The sequence below is a fragment of the Sphingobacterium sp. 40-24 genome (assembly GCF_001899705.1).
In the GTDB taxonomy this organism is placed as follows: domain Bacteria; phylum Bacteroidota; class Bacteroidia; order Sphingobacteriales; family Sphingobacteriaceae; genus Sphingobacterium; species Sphingobacterium multivorum.
Genome location: NZ_MKWH01000055.1, coordinates 36,546 through 51,278, shown reverse-complemented (window position 1 = coordinate 51,278; position 14,733 = coordinate 36,546). Strand labels below are relative to the sequence as shown.

Sequence of the window (14,733 nt, the reverse complement as noted above, 5' to 3'; positions counted from 1 at the left end):
AATCCTTACTGCTAATACCAATAAAAAAACGGACCCTGTTGGCGCAGAATCCGTAGTAGTAATTGGTATTTAAGCATCGTATAACATCTCAATTATTAACACATTAAAACCAAACGAATTTAATGAAATTTTCAATAACTCCGTTCATGAAGAAGGAGAGGGATTTTCATGAAGGATTGTTGGGCGTTAACATGGCGCCTAATAAAAGCCTTAAAAGTGAAAAACAAAAACCTTTTTTTGCGCGACCATTACCTAGATCTCTTATGAGGGTCAACTTAATCACTTTACTGATCGGCCTAGGACTATCCCAAGTGGATGCTCATACCTATGCACAGCAAATTACGCTTAAAAAGCATAATACAAGTCTTCAAGTTATTTTAAAAGATCTTGAGAAACAAAGTGGATATACTTTCTTCTATAAAAAGAATGAAATATCTGCCAATAAAGACATCTCAATCGATGTAAAAAACCAGCCATTTTCACAGGTTTTAAACATTCTATTGGGGAATGCAGATTTTACTTATGATTTCTTTGACAAAACAATTGTCATTAAGAAAAAAAATGAACCGCAACGAGATGCCCTTAACAAGATTATTAGCAAACCAATAATCAATAAGAATTTAGATCTTCAGCAAGAAACTCAAGTAACAGGTTCTGTCAGTGACACCTTAGGCAGAAAACTTACCGGGGTAAGCGTAAGTATCAAGGGAAAATCAGGTCTTGGTACTGCTACAGATGTCAATGGAGCTTTTGTACTAAAAGTACCCACTAATGCGACCCTGATTTTCACAATGGTTGGATATGATCCACAGGAAGTTGCTGTTAACGGAAAATCAAAATTTGATATCATATTAAAAGAATCTGCATCAAGTTCTATTGACGAAGTCGTTGTTACAGCATTTGGTCAACGCTCCAAGAAGAGCGACCTTATTGGTTCCGTTTCATCACTTAGCCCTAAAGAACTACGTGCACCAGTAAGCAACCTTACAGCAGCATTACAAGGCAAAGTTGCTGGCGTCGTTTCATTCCAACGTAGTGGAGAGCCGGGGGGCGACAATGCCGATTTTTTCATCAGGGGTGTAGGTACTTTTGGAACAAATAATAAACCATTGATTCTTGTCGATAATATGGAGGTCACAGCGGATGATTTGGCACGTATCCCCGTTGATGACATCGAAAATTTTTCGATCTTACGTGATGCCACCGCATCAGCCGTATATGGCTCCCGTGGCGCAAACGGAGTTGTTTTAGTGACAACAAAGATAGGACGTGACGGACCCGCAACGATCAGTTTTAGAGCCGAACAACGCATATCGACACCTACCCATACGCTGAAATTTGCTGATCCCGTCACTTGGATGAAAATGTACAATGAGGCTGTTACAACACGTGACCCCTTGGGAGTAGAACCCTATGGGCAATACAAAATTGAACGCACCGCTGCTGGAGATGATCCGATTACTTACCCAGCAGTAGATTGGCTCAATGCGCTTACTAAGAAGACCACAACAACCCAAAACTACAACTTAAGCGTATCTGGCGGTGGACAAATTGCAACGTATAATGTGAGCGGAAATTTTACCAATGACAATGGTCTACTTAAAATGGATGCTTTGAACAACTTTAACAATAACGTAAATTTCAAGGTTATGAACCTGCGGAGCAATATTGGTATCAACTTAACCAAATCAACATTCGCTATGGTTCGCACCGTGGCCAATCTGCAAAATTACAGTGGTCCACCGACAAATGGAGCAGAGGCATACAATCTTGCACTACGTGCAAATCCTGTTTTATTTCTTCCTGTATATCAAGCTGGCCCTAGTCAGTCCTATATTCAGCATCCACTCTTTGGAAATGCCGACAAGGGACAGTATGCCAACCCTTACGCACAGATTATGCGCGGATACTCGGAAAGAAAGCGAAGTGATATTCAGGTGCAATTGGAATTAAAACAAGATTTTTCAACAATTCTTTTGGAAGGTCTAAATTATAGAGGACTCTTCAATCTCAGCAGAAATTCTTATTTTGCCCAATCGCGCCAGTACAACCCGTTTTATTATGAGCCAATAGGAACTGATCCAAAAAACAACTCTTTGCTCTTTCGCGAAATCAATCCAGAAACAGGAACAGAATATCTCGACTTTGTTCCTGGCGAAAGAACCCAATCCGCTGTTTTCTACATGGAGAACCAGCTCTCCTATCAACGGACCTTTAATGAGAAGCATAATGTATTTGGCATGTTGATCAACACCATTCGAGATAATGTCAAAACACCCGTCGACAATAACATTTCCCTAATCAATACGCTACCCAACAGAAATGTGTCCCTGTCAGGCAGCTTCACCTATGGCTATGATAATCGTTATCATGCCCAATTTGCTTTTGGGTACAATGGCTCGGAGAAGTTTTCAGACAAATTTCGTTGGGGATTTTTCCCTTCCTTCGGTTTAGCATGGAATGTCTCCAATGAGCAGTTTTTCGAACCAATTAAGGAGGTTGTCAGTAATTTAAAATTCCGCTTCACGCGTGGTATTCTCGGGAATGACCAGATACTTGATACCAGATTCTTCTATCTTTCCGATGTTAACCTGAATAGCACAGACTATGGTTATTCTTTTGGCTTACCTGCCGAATCAGGACGTAGAACAGTCAACGGTATTGTGGTCAACCGGTATGCTAACCCTGACATTAGATGGGAAATCTCCAAACAAACCAATTTAGGAATTGATTTAAGCTTATTTAAAGGCGCATTGACATTTACAGGTGATTTTTATCAACAACAACGCGACAATATCGTTCAAGCCCGTTCATTATCCTCAATCAATGGTCTAACCGCTTCTGTTTTTGCCAATGTCGGAAAATATAAGAGTAAGGGATTTGACGGAGAATTGGTTTACAATAAGTCTGTTAACAGTGATTTATGGTTCCAAGGTAGAGGAACATTCACTTTTGCAACAGGAGAATATGCATTCTTCGAAGAGCCAGCGTATAAAAACGAGTACCGTCAACGTCAAGGAACTTCCGTCAGCAATCAGTTTGGCTATATAGCTGAGCGATTGTTTATCGATGACAATGAAGTTTATAATAGTCCCGCCCAAGAATTCGGATCAACAGTCCGTGGTGGAGATATCAAATACTTGGACGTTAATCGAGACGGCTTAATCAATGACGACGACCGCATGCCAATAGGCTATCCTACGACTCCAGAAATCAATTATGGCTTTGGTTTAAGCACAGGCTATAAAGGTTTCGACTGCTCATTCTTTTTTAGCGGAGTTGGAAGAACATCGTTATTTATTAATCCAACGACGAATAATACAAGCAGTCCATTGAGTCGAGGAATTGCTCCATTCGGTGTTGAAACATCACCCAACGCTGTCTTCCAGGAATGGGCAAATAACTATTGGTCCGAAGACAATAAAAACATCTATGCAGCATGGCCTCGTTTAAGCGTCATGCCAATGGCCAATAATACAGTTCAAAGTACTTTTTGGATGCGTAATGGCAGTCTACTTCGTTTAAAACAAGTCGAATTAGGTTACACATTCAACAAAAAACTAACGCAACGATACAAATTCAAAAACCTGCGTATTTATGCCAGTGCAACAAATCTATTGCGATTTAGCTCTTTCAAATTATGGGATCCTGAAATGGGTGGTAACGCGCTCAACTATCCACTACAAAGAGTATTTAACATTGGTATCAATGCTAATTTATAAGAAACTATGAAAATGAGATTTAAGAAAAGTATAATCGTGTTAGGGTTGTTAGTGGGTCTTTCGACCTCCTGTAATAAGTTTCTGGATGTTGTTCCAGATAATGCACCTGTACTCGACCAAGCATTCGCAATGCGTACAATGGCCGAACGTTATTTAGTGACCTGTTATAGTCAATTACCGCAAAGCTTTTCAATGACCAATAACCCTGGCTGGCTTTCGGGCGACGAATTCTGGCTAAACTCCGAATCAACCTATTCAGGGTATTTCAATTGGAGAATTGCTTTGGGCAACCAAAATGGTGACAACCCCTTGTTAAATGCTTGGGATGGGAACAATGGAGCAACAAATCTTTGGGTGGGTATCACAAACTGCAATACATTTCTCGACAATATTATGTCGGTACCGGATATGACAGACGAAGAAAAACAGATGTGGATCTCAGAAGTCAAATTTTTGAAAGCCTACTATCATTTTCTCTTAATGAAACAGTACGGCCCTGTACCTATCAGAGACAAGAATATCCCTATCTATGACAGCCCAGGATCATCCCAGCTGCCTCGAAATAGCGTCGATGAATGCTTCAACTATATTATCAGTATGATTGATGAATCCATCCCTAATTTAATGGATGACGTTACTGCAGTGAACAGTGAAACAGGACGCATTACAAAAATCGTCGCCAAAGCAATGAAGGCTGAGATATTGGTTTTTGCCGCCAGTCCACTTTTCAACGGAAACGTTGGTACAGAAGCTTCAATTAAAAACAACGATGGCAAGGAGCTATTCAACCACAGTTATTCATCCGAAAAATGGCAATTGGCAGCGAGAGCCTGTAAAGAGGCCATTGATTTTGCTACCGAACATGGTAAAAAATTACATACCTGGACGCCCACGGGAGGATTCACTCCACAGGTGAGTACACAGTTTCAAATGAATATTCGGGAGGCTTATAACGAAAATACAGACAACCCAGAAGTTTTATGGCTGGATACGAAATCCACCGCCAATGGAACCATTCAAGGTTATTTTATGCTTCCCCGCTACACGGCTAATGCCACATCAGGAACTTTATTAGGCTTTATGTCTGCGACAATAAATATTGTTGAAAAATTTTATTCCAACAATGGTGTCCCTATTGAGGAGGATATTACTTATCCATACACATCGAGATTCGATTTGATTACAGTTCCCAACACAGATGCTTATAAATATGATTTGGTCGCCGGGAAACAAACAGCCCGGATGAATCTAAATCGGGAAAATAGATTTTATGGCACCTTAATGTTTGATGCCGGACGTGTCTTTATGTTGCAAGCCGGTTCGGATGCAAATGCCTACAATATTGATCTCAAATATTCGGGATCGTCGGGAAAAGTGGACCCTACACGATTCAATTGGACAGGATATGCGTCAAAAAAACACTATAATTATCGGAGTACCGTAGGTGCAAGTAACGCCTACACAGCTCGGTTATTTGGGCACCCTATCATGCGTTTAGCCAATCTCTACCTTTACTACGCAGAAGCATTAAACGAAGCAAATGGTCCCTCAGCAGAGGCTTATTCCTACATTGATGCCGTCCGAGCGCGCAGTGGTCTTAAAGGTGTTGTAGAATCATGGCAAAATTACTCTTCTGCACCAAACAAACCCACAACCAAAGATGGACTGCGTGAAATTATCAAACGTGAACGTACAAATGAGTTTGCTTTGGAAGGTGTACGTTTTTGGGATCTTCGCCGTTGGAAAGATGCGGTCAAGGAACTAAACAATCCAATTTTAGGATGGGATATCAATCAATCATCCGAAGGCTCTTACTATCGGACAACACTATTATATACACGGTCATTTATGGATCGGGATTACTTTTGGCCATTAAGCTTAAATGAAAGAAGACGTAACCCAAATCTTGTACAAAGTGCAGGATGGTAGTCTAAATTACAACTATTGCATCATGAAAAATTTAATAAATAAAATCGCTCCCATCATGCTAGCAATCCTTTTGATGACTCCATTACTATGGACAAGTTGCAAGGAAGACATTGGCATTACCGCAGCAAGGCAAGGAGAAAAACCAAATACCTTAAAGAACCTTGCCTATGAAGAAGCTCCCGGGGGAGCAAAGATCAGTTACGATTTGCCAACATCAGCAGACTTACGCTATGTCAAGGCAACATATACATTGGAAAATGGGAAAGAAATGGTCACTAAGGCCAGCATATACGATAATCAACTTGCTGTGCAAGGATATGCTGCAATCGGTGAACATGAAGTTAAACTTGTTGCTGTCGCGGTTGGTGACGTGGAATCTGATCCTGTTACTATTAAAATCAAGACAGGAAAGCCCAATTATATTATTTTAGCCGAATCGTTTAAATCTAACGATTTTTTCTATAGCACATTTGGTGGAGTGAACCTCAAATTTGAAAATAAAGATGCCGCAAATATCATTTTAAGTGTATTCAAATACGGGGAAAATCCGACCACCAAAGAGATCGGCTGGAATGTCCTGAACGAGACCTATACAAAATCCAAAGAAGGTGTTATTCGCGTTCGTGGAGAACAACCGATCGCAACCACCTACGGTATTGTGATACGCGATCAATGGGGTAACGTATCAGACACCGTTCGTCGCAATTTAACACCACAAGAAGAATATGAAATCAACAATTTATTGATCTATAACGGTATCACGGCCTATAGCGATATGAATAGAAACGGTGATTACATCAGCAATTATAATGCACAAGGTGGAAGTGCCGAAATGCAAGTATCACTATTTGACGGGATTGAAGGATCACCCTATTATATCACAAACAAGCAGTGGTGGGGTAAGGCTGCTCCGATCCCATTTCAATTCACTTTAGATGCCCGTAAAAAGGCACAAATAAGTCGGGTCAAACTCTGGGGTCGGAACGACAATTATGGGCTATTGTTTCAAGCTACACACCCAAAAGAATTCGAGCTTTATGGCAGTAATTCACCGGCACAAGATGGTTCTTGGGATTCTTGGACATTACTCGGAACATTTGAAGGCGTCCGTCCATCCGGCCTAGCCTTTGGCACTAACGCGAATAGCGAGGATCAAGACTATGCGCGTAAGGGAGAAGATTTTGAAGTCAACTGGGATAACCCGAGCGGATTCAAATATTTCCGCATAAAAGTAAACTGTACGTGGAACGGCGTTCGAGAACAACCTTTAGGTAATGCCCTCACAGTTGCGATATCGGAATTGAAATTATATGGAAAATACGTAGACTGATAAATTATGAAAAAGATATTGAATTATATGCTGATCGTATTGGGGACTGTTCTTTTAACCTACAGTTGCAAGCCATCAGACTATTATTATGGGGAATACCTAAAAAATGGGGAAATTTACTATCCGGGTCGCGTAGATTCGCTATCTATTATCCCGGGCAATCAAAGGGGAATACTGCGTTTTAAAGTAACGACAGACCCCAAAGTGACTAGTGTGAGAGTATATCTCAGGAGCAGCCTTTCACCTATGGCAGAAGTAAAAAATTACCCGATAGAAGCCAGCGAACATGGTAAAATAAAACTCATCACCTTAGATGCACTTTCGGAAGCAACATACACGGCAAACGTTTATTCATTTACCAGTCAAGGTGATAGTTCTCGATCAGTAGCCTCGAGTCAGTTTATTTACGGTCAGAGTTATATACGTACCCTTGTAAATCGTTCATTTTCAAAATTTGACAAAGCGAACGCCAGCGAGCATTTCTTGGTATTGGCACGAGAGAACAATTTGCCCAGACAGGGCACATTTTATCCAATGCAATTTACAGAGGTCACCTATCGTAACAATTCCGGAGATTCCACAACTGTGCGTATTACACCCTATGAGGATTTTGCAAGTTTAAAAAATATTTTTAGTCCAAGCACGGTCAAGTATAGGACTGTTTACAAACCTGTACAAGCTTCTATCGACTATTTTTATACTGCTTTTACAGAACAGAAATATAGCAAATAACACGAATATCAACAAAATTGTAACTATTGCGACGATACGCAGTGAGGTAAATAACAGAGATTTCCTTACATGCATTTTTTGATCTCGTAGATTACAACAGAAAAGGTTAGATCAGGACTCATCTTAAGTAGTTCTCGGTCTAACCTTTTTTAACTATCTTTTTTTTAGATACATTTGTGCCATAATTGGAAACTAAAAATGGATAGTACAATTGCACTTTGGCTGAAACAAATCGCAGAAGGCGACCGAACTGCATTCGATGCACTATACAATTATTTTTGGAAACAGATCTATCAATATGTTTACCCCAAAACTAAAAATACAGAAGCAACGGAAGACATCCTACATGACCTATTCTTGAGCATCTGGAAAAATCGAAGTAGATTGCAAGAAATCAATAATATCGAATCCTACCTCAAAACTGGCGCACGCTACCTCACCTTCTCTTACTTCAATAAAAATAGCGACCATCATAGGGTGGATATCGATAAAGTAGATATCATCCTCGATGATGCGCCAATCGAAGATCGCTTACATTACCGCTATCTATTGGACCTCATTCAAGAAGAAATACAAAATCTTCCTGAACGTTGCCGAGTTATTTTCAATGAAAGCCGCATCAACCACAAATCCATCAACCAGATAGCCCTAGAATACGGCCTATCAAAAAGTACTGTTGAGAATCAAATAAACAAAGCGCTCAAACGTTTACGCCTAGTTACCAAAGACTTCCACACCTTTCTCTCATTTTTTTAATTTTTTTTCATTTTAGCGTAGGTGCTTTCAGTTTTTTCGATGACTATATCTATACAAGGCTAACCAAACGACCTGTGAAGTCATCATGATGTATTCAAGTGATACAGGATAATGAATATCACTGATAACTCCATCATAGCTGAAACAGTCGAAGTCAACATAAATCTCTTAAAGAGACTGCTTACTAATGAATAAACAGATTTAACTAGATGAAAGTACCTAATACGCTGCAAAAACTAATCAAAAACTATCTATTGGGCTTTGAAAATAAAGCTGAATATGATACCTTGAAAAAATGGTTTGAAGAAGCCGAGGCAAACAATATGCCCACGGAAAACGATATTCAAGCAAGTCAGCACCGTACACTACAACGTCTAAATCATAGTATGGCATTCCCTGAACCCAAATCTATTGGCTATAGGTATGGGATTCGTATCGCGGCATCCATCACCATCGCGCTTGGTTTTGCCATGGGCTATTATTATTACCAGTATGCCATCTTCGACAAAATAAGCCCTAAACAATTAGCGACGATCCGCCCAGTACAGGAAAATGTACAACTTACTTTTGAGGATGGAGAAGTCGTCATACTCAATAAACAAGGGCAAGCTACCCGGGCAATTGAAGGTGTACAGGAAGTCAAAAACGGAGAACTTATCTATAACGATAACGCAGATCACATCGTCCAAAATACGCTTTTAACACCTCGAGGGCAACTATTTAAAATTGTACTTCCCGATGGAACCAAAGTATGGATGAATGCGAATAGCTCCTTGAGCTACCCTTCGAAATTCATAGGCCCAGAGCGTTTAGTTGAATTACATGGTGAAGCCTATTTTGAAGTTAGCAAAAATCCGGAACAACCATTCATTGTAAAAACAACCGATCAACAAGTCAAAGTTTTGGGTACACATTTCAATATCAATGCCTATGATAATGATCTTACGACGCAGACAACACTTGTTGAAGGTAAAGTTGAAGTACAACATCAGCAGCAGAAAATACTCTTGACCCCCAACCAGCAAGCGAATTTTAAAGGCACTTTGCTCGTTAAGAAAAATGTGGATGCCGCCGAGTATATAACCTGGCGTGAAGGTTACTTTACCTTCCATAATGCCACAGCAAATGAAATCATGCAACAGTTGGCAAGATGGTACGATCTCAACGTCCGTCTTGACGACTCCGAAATAAACGAACGATTCAGTGGAAAAATCAATAAGCAGATGAATTTGCAGGAAATCCTAACCGTTCTGCAAACTGCTGGATTGAATTTCGACATCGTTCAGAATAAAAATCAACAAAAAACAATCCTACTGAAAAACTAAATTATTAATACTGAACTTATAAAACATTAACCTAATGCAAAACAACAGGAAGGCCAAACCTTCGGTCCCATGGGATAACCATGTCCAAATTCCAGCAAACTCAGCTGTCATCACCTGGCCTCGGGCTTTTGTGGAGAGCAGTAATGACAGCAAATTACCCACCGTATTTAACCGAAAAAACAAACTGCGTTTTCACCTTGTTTCGGCGCTTTTGACCATCAGTCTGATGCAGCTCCACGGAACTACCAATGCGCAGCGCATCTCTATCAATTCAAATCAGTTGTCTATCAAGCAAGTTTTCCAACAATTGGAAAAACAATCGGGTTATAGTTTTTTCTATAAAGACGTTGTACTCGAAAAGATCAAGGATACCGGTGTTAAATTCGAAAATGGCACCCTACAGCAGGCATTGGATGCCATTCTAAAACCGAATGGTCTCGACTATGAGATTGTTAATAATACGGTTGTGATTAAACCTGCGCGAAAAAAAAGCCCGAATAACAGCAACCTGAGCCAAATCAGGCAACAATACATTACTGGAAAGGTACTTGATGAAAATGGAAAACCCGTTGAAGGGGCATCCATACGCCAAAAAAATGACGATAGAAAATCAGTGAAAACCAATACGGATGGAGTATTCAATCTGCCAATTACTTCATTGAATGAAATGCTTATTGTCTCCTTCATTGGTTACGAAAATCAGGAAATTAAAGCAACCTCTTCTATCAATGGAATGTTTATCAAACTTCGCAAGAAAGACAACGTGATCGAAGAAGTCGTGGTCACAGGAACAGGAATCAATAGAAGTAAAGACAGCTTTACAGGTGCAACCACAAAATTCTCTGGTGCTGAATTAAAAGCAGTGAGCAACAACAATATTATTCAAAGTTTGAAGACATTGGATCCTTCTTTTTTGCAAATTGAAAACAATTTGGCAGGATCAAATCCAAACGTCATGCCAGTGATTGAAGTTCGCGGCAAGAGCAGCATCCCTAGTTCCACGCTAACGGACCAATTCGGCGCTGATCCCAATCAGCCACTATTTGTATTGGATGGATTCCCAACAACAATACAGACTATTGTTGACCTTGACATGAATCGCGTCGCATCAGTAACCATACTTAAAGATGCTGCATCAACAGCACTATATGGCTCACAAGCATCTAACGGTGTTGTTGTTATAGAGACAATTAAACCCAAACCTGGCGAATTACAGTTTACATACACCCAAGACTTTAGGTTTGAAATGCCCGATTTGTCCGCATACAATATGATGAATGCGACTGAAAAATTGGAATTTGAAAGACTCTCTGGACGTTACAACTCATCATCAGGTCCCACACAACAAGTATATCTCGATAGCCTATACCATCAACACCTTTCATTTGTAAAAAAAGGAGTTGATAGTTACTGGCTAAGCGAACCTTTACAAAATGGCTTCTCAACTAACAACTCGATCAATGCAGCTGGCGGCGACGAGACCTTTATCTACAATCTTGGCTTAAACTATCGGACAGGAAAAGGAGCCATGATTGGGTCAGGAAGAGATAGTTATAGCGGTAGTATCAACCTAACTTATCGAAAAAATAAGGTAAATATTAACAATATTACCTATATCAGAGGCAACAAGACAACCGAATCGCAATATGGCTTATTTTCTACTTGGGTAAATACAAATCCATATTATGAAAAAAATTGGGAAAACCCCTTTTTGGAAATTAGTCGAAAATCCAACTCTTCTGTCGATTTCTATATTTCCAACCCATTATATGATGCCTTGCTGCCACAATATAATAAATCTAAAAACTTGGAGGTACAAAATAACTTTAATGCCAACTATGATATCACGAGTTATCTAAGAGCGAATGCTGCGCTACAAATGACTAAGGGAACAACAGAAGGTAAAATCTATAAGTCGCCCGAGATGAGTGATTTCTTTGAAACACCAACCTTACGGAAAGGAAGATATACAGACAGTCGAAATAACAATTTTTCCTATCAAGGAAATTTTATGTTGACCTTTTATAAAACCTTTGCCCAGAAGCATCAATTAAACGCTAACTGGCGTAATACCATCGCTGAAAATAAAAACGACTCGTATCAAACTGTCGCGGAAGGATTTCCTGCAGGAAACACCGGAAACCCACGTTTTGCGTATAGCTACCTCTTAGATGGGGCTCCTCTGGCATCAAGTAGCACTTATCGTTCGGTCAATACAACACTAAGCGCAAATTATTCTTATGATAACCGCTACCTGTTTGATGTTGTATACAGATTGGATGGCTCAACGGCTTATGGCAGTAACAAGCAATTCTCTCCTTATTATGCCGTCGGTTTAGGCTGGAATATCCACAAAGAAGCATTCGCAAAAAAAATGCCTTGGATAAACTCTTTACGACTAACAGGAAATGTGGGTATCACAGGTAATCAGAATTTTGCTAATATCAGCTCAATTTCGCTATACAATTATACGAGTACAAATTACAATCAGTTCGGTCAGGGCGTAACTCTTAATATGCTGGGCAATCCCAATCTAGAACCCCAAAAGACACAACAGATAAGTACCTCTTTAGATTTCAGCCTATTCAACAATCGTTTTACAGGTTATATCAATGCGTACAACAAGAAAACAGATCCATTAATAGTTCCCGTAGACTTACCGTCCTCAACTGGCGTATTTTCCTATCCTTATAATATCGGCAACCTGACCTATAAAGGATTAGAGACTAAGCTAACAATTTATCCGATCTATAACCTTGAAAAAGGTATCACTTGGAATATTGGCCTTACAGCAGCAAGTTACAAAAGCCAATACGGTGGATTTGGCGACATCCTGCGAACCCTTAACAAGCAGCAGGAAACATCCAAATCTTTAATCAGATATATAGATGGAAATAGCGCTGAAGCCATTTGGGCGACCCAATCCCTGGGAATTGATCCAACCACCGGAAAAGAAGTTTTCTTGACTAAAGATTGGCAATATACATTTGATTATAACGCTGCTGATGTAGCCAATGTCGGTAATACAGCACCTAAGGTGGAGGGCGTAATTTCCACGAACCTCCGGATTAAAGGATTTACATTCGGACTGGGCCTACGCTATAGATTAGGTGGTGATATCTTCAATACAGCATTATTTGACAAAGTGGAGAATATCAACTTTACCAACATTGTAAACAACCAGGACAAACGTGCCTTATACGACCGCTGGCAAAACCCAGGGGATATTGCGCAATTTAAAGCGATTTCCCAAACGGCAACGACACCGATATCATCACGATTTGTCCAATCACTCAATACGCTCAGTAGTGAAACCTTAAACATTGGCTATCTCTTTGACAAAGGTCCTTGGCTGGAGAGCATGAGGCTAAAAGCATTATCTGTCAACCTGATGGCAAATGACTTCCTATATTTCTCCACCGTCAGAAGAGAGCGTGGCATATCCTACCCTTATGCCAGAACATTTGCCTTCTCTTTCAGAGCATCATTTTAATTATTGACTTATGAAACGCACTATTAAAATACTCCTAATTCTGCTGACAACTGTCTCTTTTTTCTCCTGTAAAAAATTCCTGGATGTTCAACCGGAAGACAAGGTCTCAGAATCTCAGTTATACAGCACCAAAAATGGCATTCGATCCGTGCTCAATGGAATCTATTTGGATCTCGCAGCAAACCAGTTATATGGAGATAATCTCACACTTTCTACCATCGAAATCCTTGGTCAGCGCTATAATATCAGTACTGAACATAACCAATATAAGACGTCAACTTACGCCTACAAAGATAAACCAACTGTCGACCGTATGGAAGATATCTGGTCGGCCGCTTATTCGACGATCCTAAATATTAATGTCTTCTTGGAAAATCTCGATAAATACAAAGGTGTTTTGGATCAATCCACAGAAAACGTTTACAGAGGCGAAGCAATCGCCATGCGCGCATTCCTGCATTTCGATCTATTACGGCTATATGGCCCTCGCTACTCAACTGTAGATTCTACAAAACAGAGTTTGCCCTATTATAGAAACACGAAAACCGAAGTAAATCCTTTATTACCAGCCAATGATTTTATAGATAATGTAATGGCTGATTTAAATCTTGCTGAAACTTTACTGCAAAACGATCCCATCATCACGACTGGTGTAAATATTGCCCAACCAGAAGACTTAGTTGACTTTCTAAGCAATAACAGAAACTACCGCCTTAATTATTATGCCATAAAAGGTCTCAAAGCACGGGTATACCTCTATCGTGGCGACAAAGCCAATGCTTTAACCACGGCCAAAGAGGTGATCGCTATAAGCGGCAAGTTTCCTTGGACAACTTCTGCCAATGCTTTGGTTGAAAAGCAAAATCCCGATCGCGTATTTTCATCAGAAATGCTATTTGGCGTGATGAATTCCCAGCTATACAATCGCTACCTGAATTGGTTCGATCCATCTCTTAGTGACAGGCAAATATTAGCACCTACACCAAGTCGGCTAGCTACCGTATACGAAAACAATGAAAATGACTACAGGTATAATCTGAACTGGCAGATGCCATCCAATGGCTCCAAACCTTATAAAACGTTTCTTAAATATGCCGATGTCGTAGACAAAACCAGAACTTTTCGTTTCAGCATTCCTTTGCTCAAAATAAGCGAAATCTATTACATCGCTGCCGAATGCGAGCCCAATGCTGCCGACGGAATAACCTTGCTGAATATTGTGCGTGCCAACAGAGGCTTACTGCCCTTGACAACGACGGTAAACATCTCGACCGAACTTCAAAAAGAGTATCAGAAGGACCTTTTCGGAGAAGGCCAGCTTTTTTATTATTACAAACGAAGGAACGTAACCTCTGTAGCCAATGGCTCTTCGACAAGTGGTAACGTAACGATAAATTATAACGTTCCTTTGCCAGATTCTGAATCAATTTATAGACAATAAAATGC

The 14,733-nt window shown here is 40.1% G+C and carries 8 protein-coding genes; all 8 read left to right on the top strand.

Translation table 11 applies throughout. The features are described from left to right. The first annotated feature begins 263 nt into the window (after positions 1–263). The 8 genes from BGP15_RS19555 to BGP15_RS19520 all read left to right on the top strand — a co-directional run bounded on the left by BGP15_RS19555 (position 264) and on the right by BGP15_RS19520 (position 14,728). Positions 264–3,722 (top strand): TonB-dependent receptor, encoded by a 3,459-nt coding sequence (locus BGP15_RS19555; protein ID WP_286770565.1) that lies wholly within the window; start codon positions 264–266, stop codon positions 3,720–3,722. Between the two features lie 12 nt (positions 3,723–3,734). Continuing rightward, complete coding sequence (locus BGP15_RS19550; RefSeq protein WP_286754733.1) at positions 3,735–5,651, top strand: RagB/SusD family nutrient uptake outer membrane protein; 1,917 nt, start codon at positions 3,735–3,737, stop codon at positions 5,649–5,651. 22 nt (positions 5,652–5,673) lie between these two features. Further along, positions 5,674–6,981 (top strand): DUF5000 domain-containing lipoprotein, encoded by a 1,308-nt coding sequence (locus BGP15_RS19545; protein ID WP_286754732.1) that lies wholly within the window; start codon positions 5,674–5,676, stop codon positions 6,979–6,981. 6 nt (positions 6,982–6,987) lie between these two features. After that, the gene (locus BGP15_RS19540) at positions 6,988–7,713 is read left to right on the top strand and encodes a DUF4998 domain-containing protein (protein WP_286770564.1); all 726 of its coding nucleotides are present in this window, start codon (positions 6,988–6,990) and stop codon (positions 7,711–7,713) included. Between the two features lie 198 nt (positions 7,714–7,911). Next, the gene (locus tag BGP15_RS19535; protein WP_286770563.1) at positions 7,912–8,469 is read left to right on the top strand and encodes an RNA polymerase sigma factor; all 558 of its coding nucleotides are present in this window, start codon (positions 7,912–7,914) and stop codon (positions 8,467–8,469) included. A 209-nt stretch (positions 8,470–8,678) separates the two neighbouring features. Beyond that, on the top strand, positions 8,679–9,794 hold the full coding sequence (locus BGP15_RS19530) for a FecR family protein (protein ID WP_286754729.1): 1,116 nt from the start codon (positions 8,679–8,681) through the stop codon (positions 9,792–9,794). 34 nt (positions 9,795–9,828) lie between these two features. Next, positions 9,829–13,287, top strand: coding sequence for a SusC/RagA family TonB-linked outer membrane protein (locus BGP15_RS19525; RefSeq protein ID WP_286770562.1), 3,459 nt, complete (start codon positions 9,829–9,831; stop codon positions 13,285–13,287). Positions 13,288–13,297: 10 nt separating this feature from the next. Then, positions 13,298–14,728, top strand: coding sequence for a RagB/SusD family nutrient uptake outer membrane protein (locus tag BGP15_RS19520; RefSeq protein ID WP_286770561.1), 1,431 nt, complete (start codon positions 13,298–13,300; stop codon positions 14,726–14,728). The last annotated feature ends 5 nt before the right edge of the window (positions 14,729–14,733 follow it).

Bases quoted from the DNA above. Each gene is read 5' to 3' on its own strand.
- BGP15_RS19555 (WP_286770565.1), top strand. From the start codon at position 264: ATGAGGGTCAACTTAATCACTTTACTGATCGGCCTAGGACTATCCCAA.
- BGP15_RS19550 (WP_286754733.1), top strand. From the start codon at position 3,735: ATGAGATTTAAGAAAAGTATAATCGTGTTAGGGTTGTTAGTGGGTCTT.
- BGP15_RS19545 (WP_286754732.1), top strand. From the start codon at position 5,674: ATGAAAAATTTAATAAATAAAATCGCTCCCATCATGCTAGCAATCCTT.
- BGP15_RS19540 (WP_286770564.1), top strand. From the start codon at position 6,988: ATGAAAAAGATATTGAATTATATGCTGATCGTATTGGGGACTGTTCTT.
- BGP15_RS19535 (WP_286770563.1), top strand. From the start codon at position 7,912: ATGGATAGTACAATTGCACTTTGGCTGAAACAAATCGCAGAAGGCGAC.
- BGP15_RS19530 (WP_286754729.1), top strand. From the start codon at position 8,679: ATGAAAGTACCTAATACGCTGCAAAAACTAATCAAAAACTATCTATTG.
- BGP15_RS19525 (WP_286770562.1), top strand. From the start codon at position 9,829: ATGCAAAACAACAGGAAGGCCAAACCTTCGGTCCCATGGGATAACCAT.
- BGP15_RS19520 (WP_286770561.1), top strand. From the start codon at position 13,298: ATGAAACGCACTATTAAAATACTCCTAATTCTGCTGACAACTGTCTCT.